At 46.3% G+C, this 19877-nt stretch carries 18 protein-coding genes; 8 read left to right on the forward strand and 10 right to left on the reverse strand.

Annotated features, from left to right (window positions below; translation table 11 throughout):
* Nucleotides 1–74: 74 nt before the first annotated feature.
* On the forward strand, nt 75–332 hold the full coding sequence (locus QUA44_RS22805) for a DUF2811 domain-containing protein (protein ID WP_050813024.1): 258 nt from the start codon (nt 75–77) through the stop codon (nt 330–332).
* Between the two features lie 471 nt (nt 333–803).
* Here the strand turns inward: QUA44_RS22805 and groL are convergent, their stop codons facing one another.
* Nucleotides 804–2504, reverse strand: coding sequence for a chaperonin GroEL (groL, locus tag QUA44_RS22810; RefSeq protein ID WP_333254675.1), 1701 nt, complete (start codon nt 2502–2504; stop codon nt 804–806).
* A gap of 519 nt (nt 2505–3023) precedes the next feature.
* On the opposite strand from groL, the gene QUA44_RS22815 reads away from it, so the two are divergent.
* Nucleotides 3024–4772: an ABC transporter ATP-binding protein gene (locus QUA44_RS22815; protein WP_333254671.1), complete on the forward strand. Its 1749-nt coding sequence runs from the start codon at nt 3024–3026 to the stop codon at nt 4770–4772.
* Between the two features lie 208 nt (nt 4773–4980).
* On the opposite strand, the gene QUA44_RS22820 is transcribed toward QUA44_RS22815, so the two are convergent.
* The 3 genes from QUA44_RS22820 to QUA44_RS22830 all read right to left on the reverse strand — a co-directional run bounded on the left by QUA44_RS22820 (nt 4981) and on the right by QUA44_RS22830 (nt 7339).
* Nucleotides 4981–6006, reverse strand: a complete 1026-nt coding sequence (locus tag QUA44_RS22820; RefSeq protein WP_333254669.1) for a fatty acid desaturase — start codon at nt 6004–6006, stop codon at nt 4981–4983.
* Between the two features lie 807 nt (nt 6007–6813).
* A complete protein-coding gene (locus QUA44_RS22825) occupies nt 6814–6996 on the reverse strand; it encodes a hypothetical protein (protein WP_333254667.1) in 183 nt (60 codons plus the stop codon).
* 37 nt (nt 6997–7033) lie between these two features.
* On the reverse strand, nt 7034–7339 hold the full coding sequence (locus QUA44_RS22830) for a hypothetical protein (protein ID WP_333254665.1): 306 nt from the start codon (nt 7337–7339) through the stop codon (nt 7034–7036).
* A 75-nt stretch (nt 7340–7414) separates the two neighbouring features.
* On the opposite strand from QUA44_RS22830, the gene QUA44_RS22835 reads away from it, so the two are divergent.
* Entirely contained in the window at nt 7415–7882 is a 468-nt protein-coding gene (locus QUA44_RS22835) for a hypothetical protein (protein ID WP_333254662.1), read from the forward strand.
* Between the two features lie 103 nt (nt 7883–7985).
* Here QUA44_RS22835 and QUA44_RS22840 read toward each other — a convergent pair whose 3' ends face one another.
* The 4 genes from QUA44_RS22840 to QUA44_RS22855 all read right to left on the reverse strand — a co-directional run bounded on the left by QUA44_RS22840 (nt 7986) and on the right by QUA44_RS22855 (nt 10429).
* On the reverse strand, nt 7986–8381 hold the full coding sequence (locus tag QUA44_RS22840; RefSeq protein WP_333254660.1) for a hypothetical protein: 396 nt from the start codon (nt 8379–8381) through the stop codon (nt 7986–7988).
* 2 nt (nt 8382–8383) lie between these two features.
* Entirely contained in the window at nt 8384–8590 is a 207-nt protein-coding gene (locus QUA44_RS22845; protein ID WP_333254657.1) for a hypothetical protein, read from the reverse strand.
* Nucleotides 8591–8829: 239 nt separating this feature from the next.
* Nucleotides 8830–9939, reverse strand: coding sequence for a glycine oxidase ThiO (gene thiO, locus QUA44_RS22850; RefSeq protein ID WP_333254655.1), 1110 nt, complete (start codon nt 9937–9939; stop codon nt 8830–8832).
* Nucleotides 9940–10090: 151 nt separating this feature from the next.
* Nucleotides 10091–10429 carry a 2Fe-2S iron-sulfur cluster-binding protein gene (locus tag QUA44_RS22855; protein ID WP_333254654.1) on the reverse strand — a complete coding sequence of 113 codons (339 nt, stop codon included), beginning with the start codon at nt 10427–10429 and terminating at the stop codon, nt 10091–10093.
* A 75-nt stretch (nt 10430–10504) separates the two neighbouring features.
* On the opposite strand from QUA44_RS22855, the gene cimA reads away from it, so the two are divergent.
* Nucleotides 10505–12163: a citramalate synthase gene (gene cimA, locus QUA44_RS22860; protein WP_445243692.1), complete on the forward strand. Its 1659-nt coding sequence runs from the start codon at nt 10505–10507 to the stop codon at nt 12161–12163.
* Between the two features lie 257 nt (nt 12164–12420).
* Here the strand turns inward: cimA and QUA44_RS22865 are convergent, their stop codons facing one another.
* Both QUA44_RS22865 and QUA44_RS22870 read right to left on the reverse strand, forming a co-directional pair.
* The gene (locus QUA44_RS22865) at nt 12421–13389 is read right to left on the reverse strand and encodes an SPFH domain-containing protein (protein WP_333254651.1); all 969 of its coding nucleotides are present in this window, start codon (nt 13387–13389) and stop codon (nt 12421–12423) included.
* Nucleotides 13390–13491: 102 nt separating this feature from the next.
* Nucleotides 13492–13923, reverse strand: a complete 432-nt coding sequence (locus tag QUA44_RS22870; RefSeq protein ID WP_333254649.1) for an NfeD family protein — start codon at nt 13921–13923, stop codon at nt 13492–13494.
* A 334-nt stretch (nt 13924–14257) separates the two neighbouring features.
* Between QUA44_RS22870 and QUA44_RS22875 the strand changes: the two genes are divergently transcribed.
* The 4 genes from QUA44_RS22875 to QUA44_RS22890 all read left to right on the forward strand — a co-directional run bounded on the left by QUA44_RS22875 (nt 14258) and on the right by QUA44_RS22890 (nt 19876).
* Nucleotides 14258–16399, forward strand: a complete 2142-nt coding sequence (locus tag QUA44_RS22875; protein ID WP_333254647.1) for a protein phosphatase 2C domain-containing protein — start codon at nt 14258–14260, stop codon at nt 16397–16399.
* Nucleotides 16400–17216: 817 nt separating this feature from the next.
* Nucleotides 17217–19124, forward strand: coding sequence for a 1-deoxy-D-xylulose-5-phosphate synthase (gene dxs, locus QUA44_RS22880; protein ID WP_333254645.1), 1908 nt, complete (start codon nt 17217–17219; stop codon nt 19122–19124).
* Between the two features lie 69 nt (nt 19125–19193).
* Entirely contained in the window at nt 19194–19511 is a 318-nt protein-coding gene (locus tag QUA44_RS22885; protein WP_333254643.1) for a hypothetical protein, read from the forward strand.
* Nucleotides 19508–19876: an aspartyl protease gene (locus QUA44_RS22890; protein ID WP_333254641.1), complete on the forward strand. Its 369-nt coding sequence runs from the start codon at nt 19508–19510 to the stop codon at nt 19874–19876. The genes QUA44_RS22885 and QUA44_RS22890 overlap by 4 nt, the downstream gene beginning before the upstream one ends.
* Nucleotide 19877 lies beyond the last annotated feature (1 nt).

Consider the following 19877-nt stretch of genomic DNA (forward strand, 5'->3'; position numbering starts at 1 on the left):
TCGGCTGTGCCTGCACCTGTATCCGGCCGAAGGGGGGTTCTGTTTTCAATTTATTAGCGAGACTAAAAAAAATGATGAACCCAACAGTCAGTATTTTTGCTGAAATTCCCGAAACGCTGCACGATTCTCTCAAAACTTACCTGGAAACCCATCCCGAATGGGATCTAGACCGAGTATTTTGCGCGGCCCTGTCGCTGTTTTTGTTGCAGAATGCCGATAGCGGTACGCCTGAAGCTTCGCGCAGTTATCGCCAAGCTGCGAGAGTTTATCTCGAAACTCTGTTTCAATCTCCTCAAGACTTGCACAGCAACAATGTAACTCCGTCGTCTTAAAGGATCAGGGGAGAGGGGGAGACGCGGTTTCTGGGAAGGATTTGAGTTGACAGAGAGGGGGCGCACTGCATAGGTGGCAACTTCAGCTTAAAATCCCTGAGAACTATCGCTTATAGCTTAATGCCGAACCCCATTGCATCTCCCTTAAGAAGGGGATTTTGATAGCTTCAAGTCCCCCGGACTATCAGGGCAGGGCTGTTTCATTCTCAGGAAAACCAGCCTTTTGACTCTTGTCGTGCCAAGAATGCCGACCCGGCCCATCTACGATTTGTTAGGCATTGGGTGGGATTGGGGCAGCCACGGGGGGCAGCCCCCACAAGAGAATGAAACAGCCCCCCGGACTATCAGGGGATGCCGGGGGGATAAGCTGCCTTATTCGTCAGACAGTAGACGGGTAGTAGATAAGACGCGCTTGTTTACACCCCTGGTGCTTATGGCGCACTCTACAGACTACAAACTAATGGCTGAAGACTACATCATGCCCATGCCGCCCATGCCGCCCATGCCGCCCATGCCACCCATGCCGCCCATGCCGCCCATGCCGCCCATGCCGCCCATGCCGCCCATGTCGCCCATGTCGCCGCCGGCTTTTTTCTTCTCGGGTTTTTCGACAATCACGGCTTCGGTGGTCAACACCATACCAGCAATGGAACCGGCATTCTGTAAAGCCGATCGCACAACCTTAGCCGGATCGATAATCCCAGCGGCAATCATATCTTCGTACACGTCGGTGAGAGCATTGTAGCCAATGTTCAACTCGCTCGCCCGCACTCGCTCGATCGCGATCGAACCTTCAACGCCAGCATTATCAGCGATTTGACGCAAAGGAGCTTCCAAAGCCTTCGCAACCAAGTCAGCGCCTACTTGTTCTTCAGCGTCTAAAGTGTTTTTGATTGCATCTATTTTGGTAATCAGGTGAATCAGCGTCGTGCCGCCTCCTGCGACGATGCCTTCTTCCACAGCAGCTTTAGTAGCGTTGAGAGCATCTTCAATGCGAAGTTTGCGGTCTTTGAGCTCGGTTTCGGTAGCTGCGCCTACTTTAATTACAGCGATACCGCCAGCTAGTTTGGCAATGCGTTCGCTCAATTTTTCTTGATCGTAATCGGAATCCGTCGCTGCTAGTTGCTTGCGAATTTGCTCGATCCGTGTTTCCACGTCAGCTTTGTGTTCATCGCCAGCGACAATGATCGTGTTTTCTTTGTCGATCGTAATTTTGCGGGCGGTACCGAGCATTTCTAGTGTTGCGGTATCAATGCTGAGTCCGACTTCTTCGGAAATCAGTTGACCGCCGGTCAGAACGGCGATATCTTGTAGCATAGCCTTGCGTCGATCGCCAAAACCAGGAGATTTGGTAGCTGCGACGTTCAAAACGCCACGTGCTTTGTTGATTACCAAAGTTGCCAAAGCTTCGCCTTCAATATCTTCGGCGATAATTAGCAGCGGTTGACCGGTGCGGGCGACTTTTTCGAGAACCGGAATTAATTCTTGAATGGAGTTAATTTTTTTGTCGGTGATCAGGATGCGAGCATTTTCATACTCAACTTCCATGCGATCGCTATTGGTGACGAAATACGGCGAAAGATATCCGCGATCGTACTGCATCCCTTCGACAACTTCCAATTCTGTTAACAGAGATTTCGACTCTTCAACAGTAATTACGCCGTCTTTGGTGACTTTTTCCATTGCTTGGGCAATCATCGCGCCGACTTCTTCGTCATTACCGGCGGAGACAGTGGCGACCTGAGCAATGGCAGCTCCTTCGACTGGTTTCGCCAATTTGGCGATTTCTAGGACTAAGTGGGCGATCGTTTTTTCAATACCGCGACGCAGCGCGACTGGATTTGCGCCTGCTGCGACATTCTTCAAACCTTCGCGAATGAGGGATTGAGCTATAACCGTGGCGGTTGTAGTGCCGTCGCCTGCGATATCTTTAGTTTTGGAGGCGACTTCTTGAATTAAGCGAGCGCCGGCATTTTCCAGGGGGTCTTCGAGTTCGATCTCCCTAGCAACGGTGATACCGTCGTTAACAATTTGGGGAGCGCCGTATTTCTTTTCCAATAGGACGTTGCGGCCTTTCGGGCCCAAGGTGATGCGGACAGCATCGGCGAGTTGATTGACGCCGCGTTCTAGTGCCCGCCGAGATTTGTCGCTAAATGCAACTATTTTGGTCATGTTTGTCTCCAATCGCTTACATTAGCAAATTTAGCACTCTCTGAGGCTGAGTGCTAAGTTGATCGATTTTTGATTGTAGCGCGCCTCAACGGTGTGGGGGATTGGGGGGACGGATTGGAGATTTGGGCGATCGTTCCGAGTGGCTAATGACAGGGCATTGCCGTGTCCCCACAGATCTCGTGTTCCCACAGATATAATGTGGTTTGTTACATATCGATATAATCAGGTTTTGGTTCAGGCCTAAACCCAATTTTGATGGCGCGTCATCCCAAAGCAGAATTTTTAATAAAAATTTATTAAATTGTGTTTTCGGTCATCTACCTTTCGATAGAACTTCTATGCTTTTTTCAAACTTCTACCTTCTATAGCAACCGCCAAGACTATTAGGACGTTCTTAATTGCTGAAAACCTTGGGGAAGACTCCTTCTTCCTTCAGCATCCATCCGTTAAATCCCGATTCACTGCGCGTTGTCGAACCTTATTCCTTTCCTCAATCAATCTCAAATTACGCACTAACAAATGGCTCGTTATTCTCGACTGCAAAAACTCGGCTCTTATATGCGCCCGCACTGGAAACCAACATTCTGGGGCGTTTTTTCGCTATTAGTTGTCAATGCTGTGGGCGTTTACATTCCCCTGCTGATTCGGAATTCAGTTGACACTCTGCAAATTGCGACTAAATTTGACCAAGTTTTCAACTACGTGCTCCTGATTCTGATCCTCGCCTCAATTATGTGGGGAATTCGGATGGTGTCGCGGATTTTGCTGTTTGGCGTGGGGCGTCAAGTAGAATTTGACCTCAAACAGCAAATATTTAATCATTTATTAACATTAGAACCGTCTTATTTTGCCGTCAATACGGTAGGGGATTTAATTAACCGCGCTACTTCCGATTTGGACAATATTCGGCGCTTGGTGGGGTTTGCGGTGCTGAGTTTGGCGAATACAGCTTTTGCTTATGCTTTGACTTTGCCGGTGATGCTAGGGATTAATGTAAGGTTGACGCTGTTGGCGATCGCAGTTTATCCTTTAATGCTAGTTTTGGTGCAGTTATTTAGCGACAAACTTCGCATCCAACAGTTAGCCGTGCAAGAGGAATTGTCGGCGATGAGCGATTTAATTCAGGAAGATATGAGCGGGATGTCCGTAATTAAAATCTACGCTCAAGAAGAAAACGAACGCCGAGCTTTTCGCAATTCCAATGCGAAGTTACTATCAGCAAATTTGCAATTAGCAAAAACTAGAAACTTTATTTTTCCGCTGCTGGGCGGTTTGGCAAGCATCAGTTTGTTGGTACTGCTTTCTGCTGGTGGGGGGGCAATTGCTAATGGTAAAATTAGCATTGGCGATTTTGTGGCGTTGCTGATTTATGTCGAGCGCTTGGTGTTTCCGACGGCGCTGTTGGGTTTCACAATTACTGCTTACCAGCGCGGAGAAGTGAGTGTCGATCGCATCGAATCAATTCTGACCGTGGAACCGCAAATTAAGGATGCTGTCGATGCAGTTGAACTGAAAATGCCAGTCAAAGGCGAAATTGTGGCTCGTCATCTAAATTATACGTATCCCGGCGCTAAGACACCCGCGCTTAAAGATGTTTATTTTACCATAAAACCGGGAGAAACTGTCGCAATTGTTGGGGCGATCGGCTCAGGAAAATCAACTTTAGCTAATGCGCTGCCCAGACTGCTGGACATCGATCTGGGCGAGTTATTTTTAGACGGACAGGATATTACGGAGGTAAAATTGACCGCATTGCGCGGGGCGATCGCCTACGTTCCGCAAGAAAGTTTTCTGTTCGGCACTACCATCAAGAATAACATCCGCTACGGAAACCCTTTAGCGGAACAGCCGGAGATTGAAGTCGCAGCAAAACAAGCGCAAATTCACGCCGAAATCCTCAACTTTCCGCAGCAGTACAAAACAGTTGTCGGCGAGCGCGGCATTACTTTATCCGGCGGACAGCGGCAGCGGACGGCACTTGCTCGCGCTTTGTTAGTTGACGCCCCAGTGTTAATTTTGGATGATGCTCTTTCTAGCGTTGACAATCAAACTGCTACCGACATTTTGCAAAACTTGGCAACGGGAACCGATCGCAAAACAGTAATTTTTATCTCGCATCAAATGTCAGCGGCGGCCACTGCCGATCGCATTTTTGTGATGGAGAAAGGAGAAATAGTTCAGAGCGGCACTCACGTTGAATTGGTAGGGCAAACAGGGCTTTATCAGTATTTGTGGAACCAGCAAAAATTAGAGGAATTGCTCCATTGAAAAGTGACAGATACTTTTAGTTATACCAAATCCGATAGCATCCGAATTAATATTAGCTACAGCCTGGACACGGCACTGCCGTGTCCCTACAATTAATCGCGGTAGGGACACGGCACTGCCGTGTGCTCTATATAATTCCGGTGCAACCGGAAACAATATCAGAGGATTTCGGGGATAAAGAAGCCACCAAGTTTATTGCCCCCCGATTTTAATTAGCTACATTACTCAAGGGAATTTCTTCTTGTTCTTGAAACAATTTAATCGATTGCAGACTATCAGAAGCAGCATCCCAAAGAATGAATTGGAAGCAGTCAGGAATATCGCGAATAGTCAGTGATTTTGAATTAGCAAGCAAGAGAATATTAGCATTGTGACAAGCCCGAAGATTATAGTTAGGTATGCGCTCAGAAAGATGATGAATATTGTGGTAAGCAATATCAGCCGAAAACCAATTGAGGATAGTCGGTAATTTTAGGTAACTACTGCCTTCAATTGCGCCGAGAAGATAGTCCCAACCTTCGGCTTTATGAGCATAGGAACCGTCAAAATTATGCTGAACAAAGAAAATACAGATAAATATCGCAGCTGAACAGGTCATGACAATTGAGTAAACACTCCAGAAAAAGCCAAACCCCAGTAAGTTGCTCAGATAAATCCAGCTACCCACAACACAAATATTGTTGAACAATAAATCCCAAAACTCAGCCGTCGTATACCAATGTTTGGATTTATAAGAAGCAATGATTGCAGATAAACCCATGCCAAAATCTTGATTGAGACAAGCAAAGATATGTCGGATAAAACCCGTAATTCCCAAGATTAGCGCGAGTCGTGGCTTAATAATTAGATAGAAAAAACCACCGGGAAACAGCATCAATGGGTGTCTGAGTAACTGATACATCTTTTGACTAAATGGACTTAGCGCCGCAAATTTTTCGGTGGATATCAACGCCGAAGGGCCTCGGTACATATCCCAATTACCATTATGTTTGTGGTGATAAGCGTGTCCCCTCGACCAGGGGTACTGAGGAATCGCATTGATGATACCTAGCAGAAAACCCATCAGGCGATTGACTTTTTTGGAACTAAAAAGAGAATAGTGCCCGCAATCGTGCATCAAAGAGAAACAACGTCCTGAAAAAAGTGTCATCAACACCATTATCGGCGGAAGCAGGAATACAGAAATGGCAGCCACTTTAAATGCTAAAAACCATAAGAGTGTATAAGGAATCACTGTATTGAGGATTTGGCAAGTAGCTTTGAAATTGTTGCTCTTCATATAAGGAGCTAGCACAAAATCAGACTTTTTGATCGCGGTTTTCATTGAATATGTCTACGATGTATGGATAAATGCTTAGCTTAGCATCAGGATAGGCTGGCTATTTTTGGCATTGTTTTATTGCAGCTAATTGGGTAAATTGCGGTTAAAAATTAACCCATACTTTACAAAACTGCTGATAATATTTAGTTCATTAGCTCCTCCTTTAGGTTGTCTCGCCAAGCTGAAGTTTATCCCCGATCTGACAGACTTAATTATAACAAAATGCCGTACTAATTGCTAATCATTGCAGAAAATTAATTTCTATTAGACCTATTGCAAAAATAATTATGACGGGCTCTACGGCCCATCCCACAAGAGTGATTTTTTCTTGTGGGATGGGCCGGAGAGCCCGTCCCATTAACTGATGAAAAGGATTTTTGCAAAAGGTCTATTTTATCCTTACGTGTTAGGAGAATAATAATTTCTTTGGTGGGATTTTCGGTTGCCATGATTTGCAGAAGATTTGAGATAGCGGCTGGCTCTATTGACTGTCGTTGCCGATCATCTTTGCTCGACAATTCAGTTAAGAATTATAAGTGATGCGGAACCGTATCAACCTGCCACTTCACAGGTGTATTGATAGGCCGATTTACATGACAAATCACCAGGCATCAACCAGGCGTGAAAAATCCATTTCAAGCAGTGTATCCAAGGGTCAGCATATTTTGGTGAATTAACAGATTCTGTCAATACCAAAAGCTACCTTGCCGCTTGTTATCTTCAACTTGCATTGATTTCTTGCCGCAGCACTGTAGCAGATTTTACCATATTTTTCAGCGCGGGAACAGTCTGCAATAAAGCATCTGTCTCTAATTTCCCTGTAAAAAATGCTTTCAGGGCTTTCTTTATTTTCCGGTTGTTACCAATCCGAGGATATTCCCCTGTCTCAGCGAGAATCGTCATAAGTCAACTTTGTTTGCAGAAAAAACTGTGAAGCCTGTTAGCCGCCGAGCAAATTGCTGCACCCGAAGGCATTAATATGATTGGTTGGTTGCACGATCGACCTTCGGTGATGTATGCCGCTATTTTTGCTTGCATCGTCTGTGCCACACTTTACTGTACCGGGCTCTACCCCCAACTCGATCGCACGCTCAAAAGTTGGGAGACTGGCGAAAAATTTGTATTGGCGGGCTATAGGGGCGAGGGACAAACCGCCCGCCTCGGAAGCCAAAGCTGACACAACATCCACAACCGCAGAGGATTTTGGATCAACTCCTTGAGAACAGAATTTGAGGAGCGATCGCAATTGGCTGCGTTTTTTGTGTTCGGAGATAGCTCGGATTTGCTACAATCTAATCGCACACGCGATTAGAAATGGGTTATGACCGAACTATTAGATGAGACGCTTTCTATTGAAATCGCGACTCGCATCAAAAGCAACCGTAAAAACTGCTTTGATAACGCTTCCAAAGCAGCATTAACCACCGAAGGCGCAATCTACGTCCAAGGATTTTTAGCTGCACCCGGAGCGCCCTATAAACCCATCGAGTATAGCTGGATTGAACTCGACGAGCGAATTGTTGACCCAACTTTTCCGCATCTCGGCTTCAGCGCTCAAGACATTCATTACTTCCCCGCCCAGCGATTGAGCGTCAAAAAACTCAAAGCAATTCTAGATGAGTCAAAAGAAGATTATCCAGAAGATGACCCGCTACCGGTTTACGGAAATCAACCTTATGAATATTACGGCGATGTCATGTTAGGCGGTAGCGATTACCAAAATGCTTACGATTTGGCTGCGCTTAAATGTAGGGAATTGAACCAACCAAAAAAACAGGATGCAAACTAATTCAAGACTAAAGCAAAAAAATGGTTTAACGCGCTACTTATAGTGGAAAGGTGTGCAGTGTCCACCCTACAGATACAGATTACTTTAGCAACTGTTCTGTCGATTAATATACTTCATCATGACTTCCAAAATCTACAAACACGGCTTTTGCGTCTTCTGTAAAGTAGAAAAGTACCCTTTCGTCGCAATCTACGCTAAAGCTCCAAAACTCCTTGAGCCTACCGGACAATTTATGAGTTTTTAAGCTTGGTTCAAACTGAGATATTGCATCATTGTCAGCAACAGGCTTTCCGGCCTGTTCCACAAAGAGTGAATTTTCTTGTGGAACAGGCCGGAAAGCCTGTTCATAAAGCTTATTAAAAATGGTGCCATATCTCAGTTCAAACGGCTCTCTGATGAACTGTTCCAGCTTTTGCCAAAACCTAGCCTCCAAATCAGCATCGCCTTTGATCCGCTTTTTGAAAGCACGCTTGAATGAAGAACTGAAACTGACTTCCACGATTATTCCTCTATCATTACTCTGAGTTCATTGATGTTAGCGGAAAATTTCAGTTCACCTTTTTGTTGTTCAATCTGCGCTGACTTAAAGTTTTGATACATTTCTTCGCGACGTTCTTCCCGGAGATATTTCTTCAACAACAGTTGAAGCTCTTGCTTTTCGTCAGTAGAAAGATTCTTGATCGTCTCGATCACATCACTGAAAGTCATAACTTAAAAAACCCTATTGTGCTGATTAGATTAGACCTCTTGCAAAAATAACTAGGACGGGCTCTCCGGCCCATCCCACAAAAAACATTTTTTCTTGTGGAACGGGCATCTTGCTCGTTCCAAAATTTGATTAAAAGGACTTTTGCAAGAGGTATATTATAGCAAAAAATATCCTTTTGGTTGACTTTGTTTTCTCGTTTCCCGGCTCTGCCTCGTCTCAAAAAAAGCAAAAAATCTCACTATTTACCATTTTCAAACTTCCAAGATGCAGGAAACCTCGAATAATGAAAAGCAGCCAATAACGGATCTAATTTCTGATTCCCAATCAAATCAGCCAACAATTTAGCCGTCACCGGAGCTAACAAAATGCCATTGCGGTAATGCCCCGTAGCCCATGTCAAATTCTCCCAAGCACTAGCACCCAAAATCGGCAATTCATCGGTCGTAGCCGGCCTAAATCCCCACCAAAACTCCAGAATTGGATAGTTTTGTAATTCGGGATATAACTTAATGGCTCCTGCTAGCAAACTTTGGATTCCTGCAGGCGTATTTCCCGGCGTGAAATCCACATTTTCGCTAGTTGCGCCAATAATAATTCTGCCATCTTGACGTGGCACAATATAAATGCCAGTCCCGAATATAACGGTTTGCAGGGGCTGGATAACTCCACAATCTTCTGGTACACATACTGACAGCATTTGTCCCTTTCTTGGAAAAACAGGAACATTCAATAACTGCTCAGACCAAGCACCCGCCGCCAAAACATAACGATCTGCTTGAAATTTTCCTGCGGTTGTTTCAACGCCAACAACTCGGTTTCCCTGCCGAATAATTTCCCCTGCATTGGCTTGAATAATCTCAATCTGCAATTCTTTAGTTGCGGCCTGAAGCGTCCGAAATAAAGCGCGGTTGTCTACTTGAGCGTCGTCAGGATACCACCAACCGCCAATTACTTCTTGACCTAATCCAAACTGGTGCTGGCGAACAGTATCTCTGTCCAACCATTGAGAATTAAGGTTTGACAAAAGTGGCTTTTCTTGAGGCTCATTTTGACAAACTGGTGCGAGAATTCCCGATCGCCAATATCCCGTTTTCAATCCAGTAATCTCTTCTAGCTGTTCCACCCAGGCGGGATACAGTGCGCGGCTTTGCAAGCACAAATCCAGCATCGGACTGGGGGGAATTCGTTCGGCTTGGGGGGCGAGCATTCCGGCGGCAGCCCGCGCCGTCGGTTGTTTAGAATCGGCGGTGAGAACCGCGACAGATGCCCCTCGCAATTTCAGTTCTACTGCTAGCGAAAGACCAATTATTCCGCCGCCAATAATCAGAATATCTTTAGATGAATTCATTAACTTTTATATGGACTTTCTGGCTTTTTTGACCTCTCGGGTTTCTTTATGGTAAGGTGCCCCCTGTGCACCTTACAGTTAGAATTCTTGCACAAGTCTTACAGATTATCTGGCAAGGCGATCGTCCTATCTGCCTTCCTTAACAAAAAATCTATGCTTGGGGTTTCCAAACAGTTTCAGAACCCTGGCCCCAGAAACCGTCATATTTTGTCACCTTAATATCACCTAAAACCTTAGTCTGGCAGGACAAACGGCGGTTCGATGCGGGAGAATGGGGAGGAAGCGAAAGTCGGGCTTTTTCGCGCCACTCGGGCTCGGAAACTTCACCCTCGACGGTGACGGCGCAGGTGCCGCAAGTGCCTAGCCCGTGGCAGTTGATGACTTTGGCGTTACCGTTGTAGAGGTCGATGCCGTTTTTGAGCAAAACTTCACGGAGATTCGATTCGCGATCGCACTCAAATGTTTTTCCTTGCGCTTGTACCTTGACCACAGCAATTTACCCCAGTTAGATTTATGTTAATTTTCCTATATATTATCGCATTAAATTCAAATAAATTCATCTAATATGGTAAGTGATATATTACCAATTTCTCGATCGCAATTTCCCATGACAAATCGGCTCTGGATCTACGATACCACGCTGCGAGACGGTGCTCAGTGTGAGGGACTCTCCTTATCTCTCGAAGACAAACTGCGAATTGCTCGGCAGTTAGACAGTTTAGGAATTCCCTTTATTGAAGGCGGCTGGCCGGGAGCTAATCCTAAAGACGTACAATTTTTTTGGCGGCTCAAAGAACAGCCGCTAACTCAAGCAGAAGTTGTAGCTTTTTGTTCGACTAGACGGCCGGGAACTACGGCAGCTAATGATGAAATGTTGCAGGCTATTTTGTCCGCAGGTACTCGCTGGGTGACGCTGTTTGGAAAGTCGTGGGATTTGCACGTTATTGAAAGTTTGAAGACGACGCTAGAAGAAAATCTGGCGATGATTCGAGATACAATTGAATATTTGCGGAGTCAGGGAAGGCGCGTTATTTACGATGCCGAACACTGGTTTGACGGCTACAAGCACAATCGAGATTATGCTATTAAAACTTTAGAAGTAGCCGCCGATGCCGGTGCAGAATGGCTAGTGCTTTGCGATACTAACGGGGGTACTTTACCTCACGAAGTCAGTCAGGTTGTTCGCGATGTTTTAGAAGCTTTAGGAACCAATCGCGAAAAATCTTTACAATTAGGAATTCACACTCACAACGACTCGGGAGTTGCGGTTGCTAATGCTTTGGCTGCGGTGCGGGAAGGAGTGACGATGGTACAGGGAACTATAAACGGTTACGGCGAACGCTGCGGCAATGCCGATTTATGTTCCTTAATTCCTAATTTTCAGCTAAAGTTGGGTCAGAATTGCATTGAAGACGAGCAATTAGTTAGATTAACTCAAGTAAGTCGCTCGATTAGTGAAATTGTCAATCTTGCTCCCGATGATCATGCTCCTTTTGTCGGTCTTTCGGCTTTTGCTCACAAAGGCGGAATCCACGTATCGGCTGTTGAGAAAAATCCGTTAACTTACGAACATTTGGAACCGGAAAAAATCGGCAACAGACGGCGAATTGTGATTTCCGATCAAGCGGGTTTGAGCAATGTTTTAGCGAAGGCGCGAACTTTTGGAATTGAGCTCGATCGCAAAAATCCTGCTTGCCGCCAAATTTTGGAAAAATTGAAAGATTTGGAAAGTCAGGGATATCAATTTGAGGGTGCTGAGGCTTCTTTTGAATTGTTAATGCGGGAGGCCTTGGGAAAGCGCAAGCGTTTATTTGAAATCAAAGGTTTTCAAGTTCACTGCGATAAAGGTAGGGAGGAAACAGTTAATTCTTTAGCAACGGTGAAAGTGACTGTTAACGGTCAAGATATTCTGGAATGCGCGGAAGGAAACGGGCCTGTTTCGGCACTTGATGCGGCTTTGCGGAAGGCTTTGCGGAATTTTTATCCGGCAATTACTGATTTTAACTTAACAGATTATAAGGTGCGAATTCTGGACGGATGTGCGGGAACTTCTGCTAAAACTCGCGTGTTGGTTGAGTTTAGCAACGGTCAAGACCGCTGGACGACTGTGGGGGTTTCTGGTAATATTTTGGATGCTTCTTATCAGGCGGTTGTTGAGGGTTTGGAGTATGGTTTGGTGTTGGGAGATAGGGAGGCGATCGTTTTAACTGTGTCGAGTTATTAGGTTGACGGCGAAGAGAAGTTGCCTGAATATCGATTTTTAAATAGATACCAGGCGATTTCATATCGTTTCCGGTTGCACTCTTCGACACGATCTAGAGGATACGGCAGTGCCGTTTCCCTGCTGTGGGTAATATTAATTCCGATGCTACCGGAGTAGATATGACACAATCTTTTTTGTATTCATGGTAACTCTGTATGAGGAGTTTCATCCCTCATACAGAGTTACCAGTCTCTTTCAATTGCCCATTCTAGCTAAGACTACTTTTTCGCCTCATTATTATTACCTTCCCCAACGATCGATCGCATTCCTTCGAGCGTAGCGGGAATGCTGCGCGGGTCCATAAACATCACCTTGCTGCTGTCGCTGGTGCCAATTTTTAGACCCATATCCAGATAGTTTTGAGCTAACAAAAATTGTAAAGCTTCCCGGGCAGTGGGGTCATTTTGCAGAGTTTTGGCGATTATTTGCAAGGCCTCAGAAGTAGCTTGAGCTTTCAAAACCTGACTTTGGCGTTCTGCTTGAGCTTTCAGGACGATCGCCTTTTGTTGAGCTTCCGCCTCCAAAATAGTCGCTTTTTGGCGCGCTTCTGCATCCAGAACTTGCGCTTCTGCTTTACCTTTGGCGCTGTTAACTGCTGACTCGCGTTCGCCCTCGGATGTCAGAATTGCCGCCCGCTTGCGGCGATCGGCTGCCATCTGCAATTCCATCGATTCCTGTACAGTTTTAGAAGGGATAATATCGCGCAATTCTACCCGAGTTACTTTCACTCCCCAAGGATCAGTAACAATATCTAAATCTCTGAGCAAGATCTCATTAATTTGAGAACGAGCAGTAAACGTTTGTTCGAGATCCAGTTGACCCATTTCGGCGCGAATTTGAGTCAGCACCATATTTACCATTGCTGACTGGAGATTTTCTACTTTGTAACAGGCTTTTTCCAAGTCTACAATGCGCCAGTAAACCACAGCATCAACGGTGAAGGAAACGTTGTCGCGGGTAATACAAGCTTGCGGAGGAATATCTAAGACTTTTTCCCGAATTGTTTGCTCGTAAACGACGCGATCAAGAAACGGCGTGACAAAATTCAAACCGGGTTCCAGTTTCTTGCCGCTGTATTTACCTAAAGTTTCCACCAGCGCTTCATTTCCCTGATTGATAATCTTGACGGAACCTGCGAGGGCTGAGCCGCCTAGTGCTAAAAATACAAGTAAAAAAAGTTGTTCCACTGTCGCCTCCTATAAATGTTGAGTGTTGAGTGTTAAATGTTGACTAAAGAACGATGACTAATTACTAACTACTAATTGTCTGTGATTAATTACGCATTTTGTTTAAGAATGCAAGAGATTTTCTGGCAAAACTATCAGAGTAGTGCCTTTCCGTCCCACGACAATTACGTTTTGGTTGGGGGGGATGGCGGCGTTCGTGTCTTCGCAGCGAGCTTGCCAAGAATTCCCCTCATAAATGACTCGGCCGGCTTCTCCGGGGGGAATTTCTGTTAAAGTTTTTGCTTCCTGAGAATCTGCGATCGCCCTTGCCGTGCCTTTTGGTATCAACCGCCGAGACAGCAGCACAAAAACTGTCGAAAATACCATCCAGAGGAATATTTGTAAATTAACGTAAGGTAGAACTAGAGAGCATCCAGCTACGGCGAAGGCGCTCAGTCCCATCATAAAAGCGACAAAAGCAGTCGGGAGAAATAGCTCTGCCAAACACAGCAAAGACCCAGCTAGCAGCCAAAGGAGCGTCGGAGTCAAGATCATAAAAAGAATAGGTGATACTATTTAGATCTTAGATTGGAAATTTAAGATTTAAGAAATGCCAACAACTGACTATGCAAGGGTTTGCCACTTGCAAGCCCTCAGAGCGCTTTTTCGCGCCACGGTATCAGGTTGATGCTTCTACCGTACTCAATGTCAGAGTTTAGTAACTTAAATTACAATTTAAACCCGTGCAGACTGGCAGAAACTACAATTTCTACGGGCCCAAAGGCAGTTAAGAAATTGATAGGGGCTAAAATCAGTTTATTCTCAAGCTCATGAATTTGGGCTGGCGAATCATATATCTTCAGAATGTTTTTACACAAATTATTTCGATATGATCAGCAGTTTCTCCGAACCCATTTATTGCCCGAATCTTAGCTGTCCAGATCCCCGCAATACCTTTGGCCGCCAGCACTGTGCAGCGTGCGAAACGGATTTAATTTATCGCTATGTGTGGGTGGTGGGGCAAGCAGCCGATGAAGTGCCGCCGGGTAAGGTAATAGCCGATCGATACTTTGTCATTGCACCCCAAATCTGGCTCGACAGCCGTCCAGCTTTGCCTCCGAGCGTCCCGGAAGAACTGCCGGATACGATTATGCCTTACCTGAATTTGTATCCCCAACGGCTGCATACGCCGGAAGTATACGGTTTTTGTTCGCTAGGGGAAGCACCGGAAGCGACAGAGGTGCTCTTGTTGGAAAATGTGCCCATCAATAATTTCGGTCGCCTGTATCCTTCTATTTTAGAAGCTTGGTCTGGGACAACCGCCGCGCGGCAAGTTTACTGGCTGTGGCAAATGCTCCAACTCTGGACGCCGCTATCGGAACATGGAGTCGCTTCGAGTTTGCTGGTACCGGAAAATTTGCGGGTGGAAGGTTGGCGGGTACGCCTGCTGGAACTGCACCGGGGCAATTTTGTACCGACGCTGCGGGATTTGGGAGATGTGTGGTCAGGTTTAGTGGAATCAGCGCAACCCGAGGTGCAGTCGAGACTCGGAGAGATTTGTCAGTTTATGCGCCGCAGCAGCATGAATTTGGACGCGATCGCCCTGGAACTAAACGATTTACTATTAGAACAATCCGCTCAATTGCCTCTGCACTTAGAAGTAGTCGGCATGACCGATACCGGGCCGCAGCGCTCCCAAAATGAAGACAGTTGCTATCCGGTTGCTACTGATTTTCAATCTAGCAAAACTTCAGGGGGCGAGAAACTAATTCCTTACTTGACAATGGTTTGCGACGGGGTTGGAGGCCACGAAGGAGGAGAAGTTGCCAGTCAATTAGCCGTGCAGTCCCTGAAAGCTTTAATCCAAAATTTGCTCGCAGAAATTGCTCAACAAGAAGAGTTGATGACGCCCGCAATGGTCATCAAGCAACTCGAAGAAATAGTCAGAGTTGTGAATAATGTGATTTCCGCTCAAAATAATGAGCAGGGAAAAGAGTTGCGGCAACGGATGGGGACGACTTTGGTGATGGCCCTCCAGTTGCCTCAAAAAGTGAAAATTTCCGAGGATTTGCCCTCAAATAACAGCCACGAACTTTATTTAGTCAATGTTGGAGACAGCCGCGCTTATTGGATTGGCAAAAATTACTGTCACCGGCTGACTGTGGACGACGACGTAGCCTCAAGGGAAGTCCAGCTAGGACATTGTTTGTACTGGGAGACTCAACTGCGAGCCGATGCAGGAGCCCTGACTCAAGCTTTGGGAACGCGGGACGGCGATTTCCTGCGCCCGACGATTCAGCGATTTATTGTCGAAGAGGAAGGCTTACTGCTGCTGTGTTCCGACGGTTTGAGCGACAACGACTGGGTAGAGCAATCTTGGGAGAATTACGGCCCAGAGGTGCTTGAGGGCAAAATGTCTTTGGAAGCCGCAGTTCAGTCTTGGATTCGTCTCGCCAACGAGAAAAACGGTTATGACAACACCTCGGTGGTGGCGACTCACTGTCGGATGTCGCCGGAGAGATTGGTACTGTTTGATCCGGCGGTGGCGTCAGCGCCAGTGTCAGCGCCAGTGTCAGCAGCCTCGGTGTCGCTGCCGCCTTCCCTCGTGGCGTCCCTCCAGAAGTCCGGGAGGATTCCAGAATCTCAGCTTTCAGAATCGTCCAAACAGTTGTTGTACCCCGAAACTTCCCCCGCCCCGGAACCCGTTCAAAAACGGCGATCCAAGCTTCCGCTGCCCCTACTGGGGGTGTTGGGGCTGATCTTAGCCGGCGGCGGTTTAGGTTTGTGGATGCAAAGCCTCCAAAGCCCCCAGCCAGAGCCCGAACAACTTCCGCCACCGCCGGAAACTCCTGTCCCAAGTCCTTCGGAGAGTCCCTCGCCCGGGGCCGAGAGTCCCTCGCCGTCGCCCGAATCGACTCCTGCGGAAATTCCGCCGCCCGATAGCGAGAGTCTCTCGCCGTCGCCCGAATCGACTCCTGCGGAAATTCCGCCGCCCGAAGAAGCGGAAACTCCTTTGCCATCACCGGAGTAAGGGAGATTGAATTAAGCAGAACCTTTCATAAAAAGAATATGGGATGCGGGAAACGATCGCGTCTTCAGATTCCAGAGGGAAGCCACGCGGGGGACTTCAGTCCCCGTGTTCTTTCTTTCCTACCAACGGCCCTTGTGGTAAATCTTCTAGGCTTTTGAGCTTACCTACACAATGCTCAATTACTCGTCAATTCTATCGTTTTATAGTGATCATCGCCTTAGTTGGGCTAGTCCAACCTTTCCCCTTTTTTGATTATCATTATTAGTTAATTTTTTCTCCACTTACAGGTGTTGACAAAATCTACTCATTTCTAACTTGTTAGCAATGACTTGACATCAGCTATGTTATATAAATCACAGTGGGAGCATCTCAATGAAAGCAGCCAAGCTAGAAATTGGAGTTTTGAGGCAGGAGGCAGGAGGCAGAAAAAAAAGGCAGAAGGCAGGAACCCAAAGAAGTGTTTTTACAAATATGAGATGCTCCCATCACAGTTAATGATTTTGTATCATAGTCCGCTTGCAGAAACAAGATAGCTAAAAAATCAGCCATCACTACAAAAAGTAGTTAAAAATGCTTAAGAATCTCCATGCAGCTAACAATTAGCGATTAGGAACTAAAAACATAAGCTTTTTTTATATTGACGGCGCACAATTTATCAACTATAATTACCAGACCAAAAATAACAAAAATCTTACGCCTAACAGTTTTTCTCAAATAACCGTTAAACTATTCTAACGTTTGCGCGTACCCAACCTCGCAGGCACAACCTATATCTGTTAAGGATTCGTCCTGATTCACAGGAGCAAGATTTTAAAATATGCATCTCAGCGAACTGACTCATCCAAACCAATTACACGGCCTTTCGATTCATCAACTCGAACAAATTGCCCGACAAATTCGAGAAAAGCATTTAGAAACTGTAGCCGCTAGCGGCGGCCACCTCGGCCCAGGATTGGGTGTAGTCGAACTGACCTTAGCACTCTACCAAACCCTAGACCTCGATCGCGACAAAGTTACCTGGGATGTCGGCCACCAAGCTTATCCGCACAAATTGATCACCGGCCGCTACAACAAGTTTCACACCCTACGCCAAAAAGACGGCGTTGCAGGCTACCTCAAGCGCTGCGAGAGCAAATTTGACCACTTCGGCGCGGGTCACGCTTCCACAAGCATTTCCGCAGCTTTAGGGATGGCGATGGCGCGCGACCTCAAGGGCGAAAATTTCAAAACTGTAGCAGTCATCGGCGACGGTGCGCTGACGGGCGGCATGGCACTCGAAGCCATCAACCACGCGGGCCATATGCCGAAAACCAATTTGATGGTGGTGCTCAACGATAACGAGATGTCAATCTCGCCCAACGTCGGCGCAATTACCCGCTATTTGAACAAGATGCGACTCTCGCAGCCGGTGCAATTTCTCAAAGATAACTTAGAGGAACAATTCAAGCACATTCCCTTTGTCGGCGAAACTTTTACTCCAGAAATGGAACGCCTCAAAGAAGGCATGAAACGGTTAGCCGTGTCCAAAGTTGGAGCCGTAATTGAAGAATTGGGCTTTACTTACATGGGCCCGGTTGATGGACACAATTTGGAAGAGTTAATTGCTACTTTCAAACATGGTCACACTATCCAAGGCCCTGTGTTAGTTCACGTTGTGACGGTGAAGGGCAAAGGATACGCCATCGCCGAAAAAGACCAAGTAGGATATCACGCCCAAAATCCCTTTAACTTAGCCACTGGCAAAGGCATTCCATCCACCAAACCCAAGCCTCCCGCTTACTCGAAAGTCTTTGCCCACGCCCTGGTCAAGCTAGCAGAAGATAATCCCAAAATTGTCGGCATTACCGCTGCAATGGCAACCGGAACTTGCCTAGATAAACTTCAGGAAAAACTGCCAAAACAGTACATTGATGTCGGGATTGCCGAACAGCACGCGGTGACTTTATCTGCTGGTTTAGCCTGCGAAGAAATGCGCCCGGTTGTAGTAATTTACTCGACATTTTTGCAGCGGGCCTACGACCAAATAATTCACGATGTCTGCATCCAAAACTTGCCAGTTTTCTTCTGTTTAGATCGCGCCGGAATTGTCGGTGCCGACGGCCCCACCCACCAAGGAATGTACGACATTTCTTACTTGCGGTGCTTGCCAAATATGACAATTATGGCACCAAAAGACGAGGCTGAATTGCAGCGGATGGTAGTCACCGGAATCAACCACACCAGCGGCCCGATCGCCATGCGTTACCCGCGCGGCAACGGTTACGGCGTACCTCTGATGGAAGAAGGTTGGGAAGAATTGCCGATCGGCAAAGCTGAAATTCTCCGCAACGGCGACGACTTGCTAATATTAGGTTACGGTTCAATGGTTTATCCGGCAATGCAAACCGCCGAGATTTTGAGCGAACACGGCATCGAAGCAACAGTCATCAACGCGCGTTTTGTCAAACCTTTGGACACTGAATTAATCTTGCCTTTAGCACAGAGAATCGGCAAAGTTGTCACAATGGAAGAAGGCTGTTTGATGGGCGGCTTCGGTTCAGCAGTAGCCGAATCTTTGATGGATAACAATATCCTCGTACCACTGATGCGGCTGGGCGTACCGGATACATTGGTGGATCATGCAACGCCTGAACAATCATTTGCCAGTTTGGGATTGAATCCGTCGCAAATGTGCGATCGCATCTTAGCACAATTCAGCCGCAAACAATCACCCGTTAGCGTCTAATTAGCTAGAATTCTAGGGTGGGCACTGCCCACCTTACTTCACCTTTACTGCACAAAAGGAGAATCAACAATGACTAACGTGAAACCAAATCGTACAGTACGGCGCGGAAGATTGTTCCCCGAAATCCAGTGGTCAGAAGAAAAAAAAGCCCAGTGGCGCGCTGAAAGAGAAGCATTTTATCAACGCTGCAAACCAACCTTCGATCGCCTAAAACCAGAATTGATTAAAACCCACTACAACTGGTATATGGCAGTTGAACCCGACAGCGGGGACTATTTTATCGACAACGATGATATGGTGGCTACCAAAATGTGCCGCCAGAAACATCCAAATGCTATCCCATTCATGTTCCGCATCAACAATACAGGGGCCTGTGGCACGATATGATTCAAGGAACATTTGGTGATGAGGATGAGCTATTTTTTGAAGTTGACTTGATTGCTGATAACGGCTTAGAATTACCTGTTGATGCTCTCCTAGATACAGGTTTTTCTGGCTGGTTAGCAATGGACATTCAGGATTCACAAGGACTTAATTGGACTTATGTTAGGCGACAAAAAATGATAACAGCTAGGGGAGAATTCAATTTCGACCTTTATGCAGGAAAAATCAGAATTGAAAATCAAGAATTCGATATTCCTGTTCACGTAGGTGACGGAGTACCCGAAGTTTTAATCGGTCGCCAATGGCTAAAAAATCGGCGGTTAGTAGTTGATATGTCTGCGGGTGTTTTGACATTAGAAGTAAATTAAT

Source organism: Microcoleus sp. N9_A2 (genome assembly GCF_036701775.1).
Classification (GTDB): Bacteria; Cyanobacteriota; Cyanobacteriia; order Cyanobacteriales; family Microcoleaceae; genus Microcoleus.

What these genes read in the sequence shown, in the direction of transcription:
- QUA44_RS22815 (WP_333254671.1), top strand. Translation starts at nt 3,024, where the DNA reads ATGGCTCGTTATTCTCGACTGCAAAAACTCGGCTCTTATATGCGCCCG.
- QUA44_RS22845 (WP_333254657.1), bottom strand. Translation starts at nt 8,590, where the DNA reads ATGACTTTCAGTGATGTGATCGAGACGATCAAGAATCTTTCTACTGAC.
- dxs (WP_333254645.1), top strand. Translation starts at nt 17,217, where the DNA reads ATGCATCTCAGCGAACTGACTCATCCAAACCAATTACACGGCCTTTCG.
- QUA44_RS22870 (WP_333254649.1), bottom strand. Translation starts at nt 13,923, where the DNA reads ATGATCTTGACTCCGACGCTCCTTTGGCTGCTAGCTGGGTCTTTGCTG.
- QUA44_RS22835 (WP_333254662.1), top strand. Translation starts at nt 7,415, where the DNA reads ATGACCGAACTATTAGATGAGACGCTTTCTATTGAAATCGCGACTCGC.
- thiO (WP_333254655.1), bottom strand. Translation starts at nt 9,939, where the DNA reads ATGAATTCATCTAAAGATATTCTGATTATTGGCGGCGGAATAATTGGT.
- QUA44_RS22885 (WP_333254643.1), top strand. Translation starts at nt 19,194, where the DNA reads ATGACTAACGTGAAACCAAATCGTACAGTACGGCGCGGAAGATTGTTC.
- QUA44_RS22890 (WP_333254641.1), top strand. Translation starts at nt 19,508, where the DNA reads ATGATTCAAGGAACATTTGGTGATGAGGATGAGCTATTTTTTGAAGTT.
- QUA44_RS22825 (WP_333254667.1), bottom strand. Translation starts at nt 6,996, where the DNA reads ATGACGATTCTCGCTGAGACAGGGGAATATCCTCGGATTGGTAACAAC.
- cimA (WP_445243692.1), top strand. Translation starts at nt 10,505, where the DNA reads ATGGTAAGTGATATATTACCAATTTCTCGATCGCAATTTCCCATGACA.
- QUA44_RS22805 (WP_050813024.1), top strand. Translation starts at nt 75, where the DNA reads ATGAACCCAACAGTCAGTATTTTTGCTGAAATTCCCGAAACGCTGCAC.
- QUA44_RS22875 (WP_333254647.1), top strand. Translation starts at nt 14,258, where the DNA reads ATGATCAGCAGTTTCTCCGAACCCATTTATTGCCCGAATCTTAGCTGT.
- groL (WP_333254675.1), bottom strand. Translation starts at nt 2,504, where the DNA reads ATGACCAAAATAGTTGCATTTAGCGACAAATCTCGGCGGGCACTAGAA.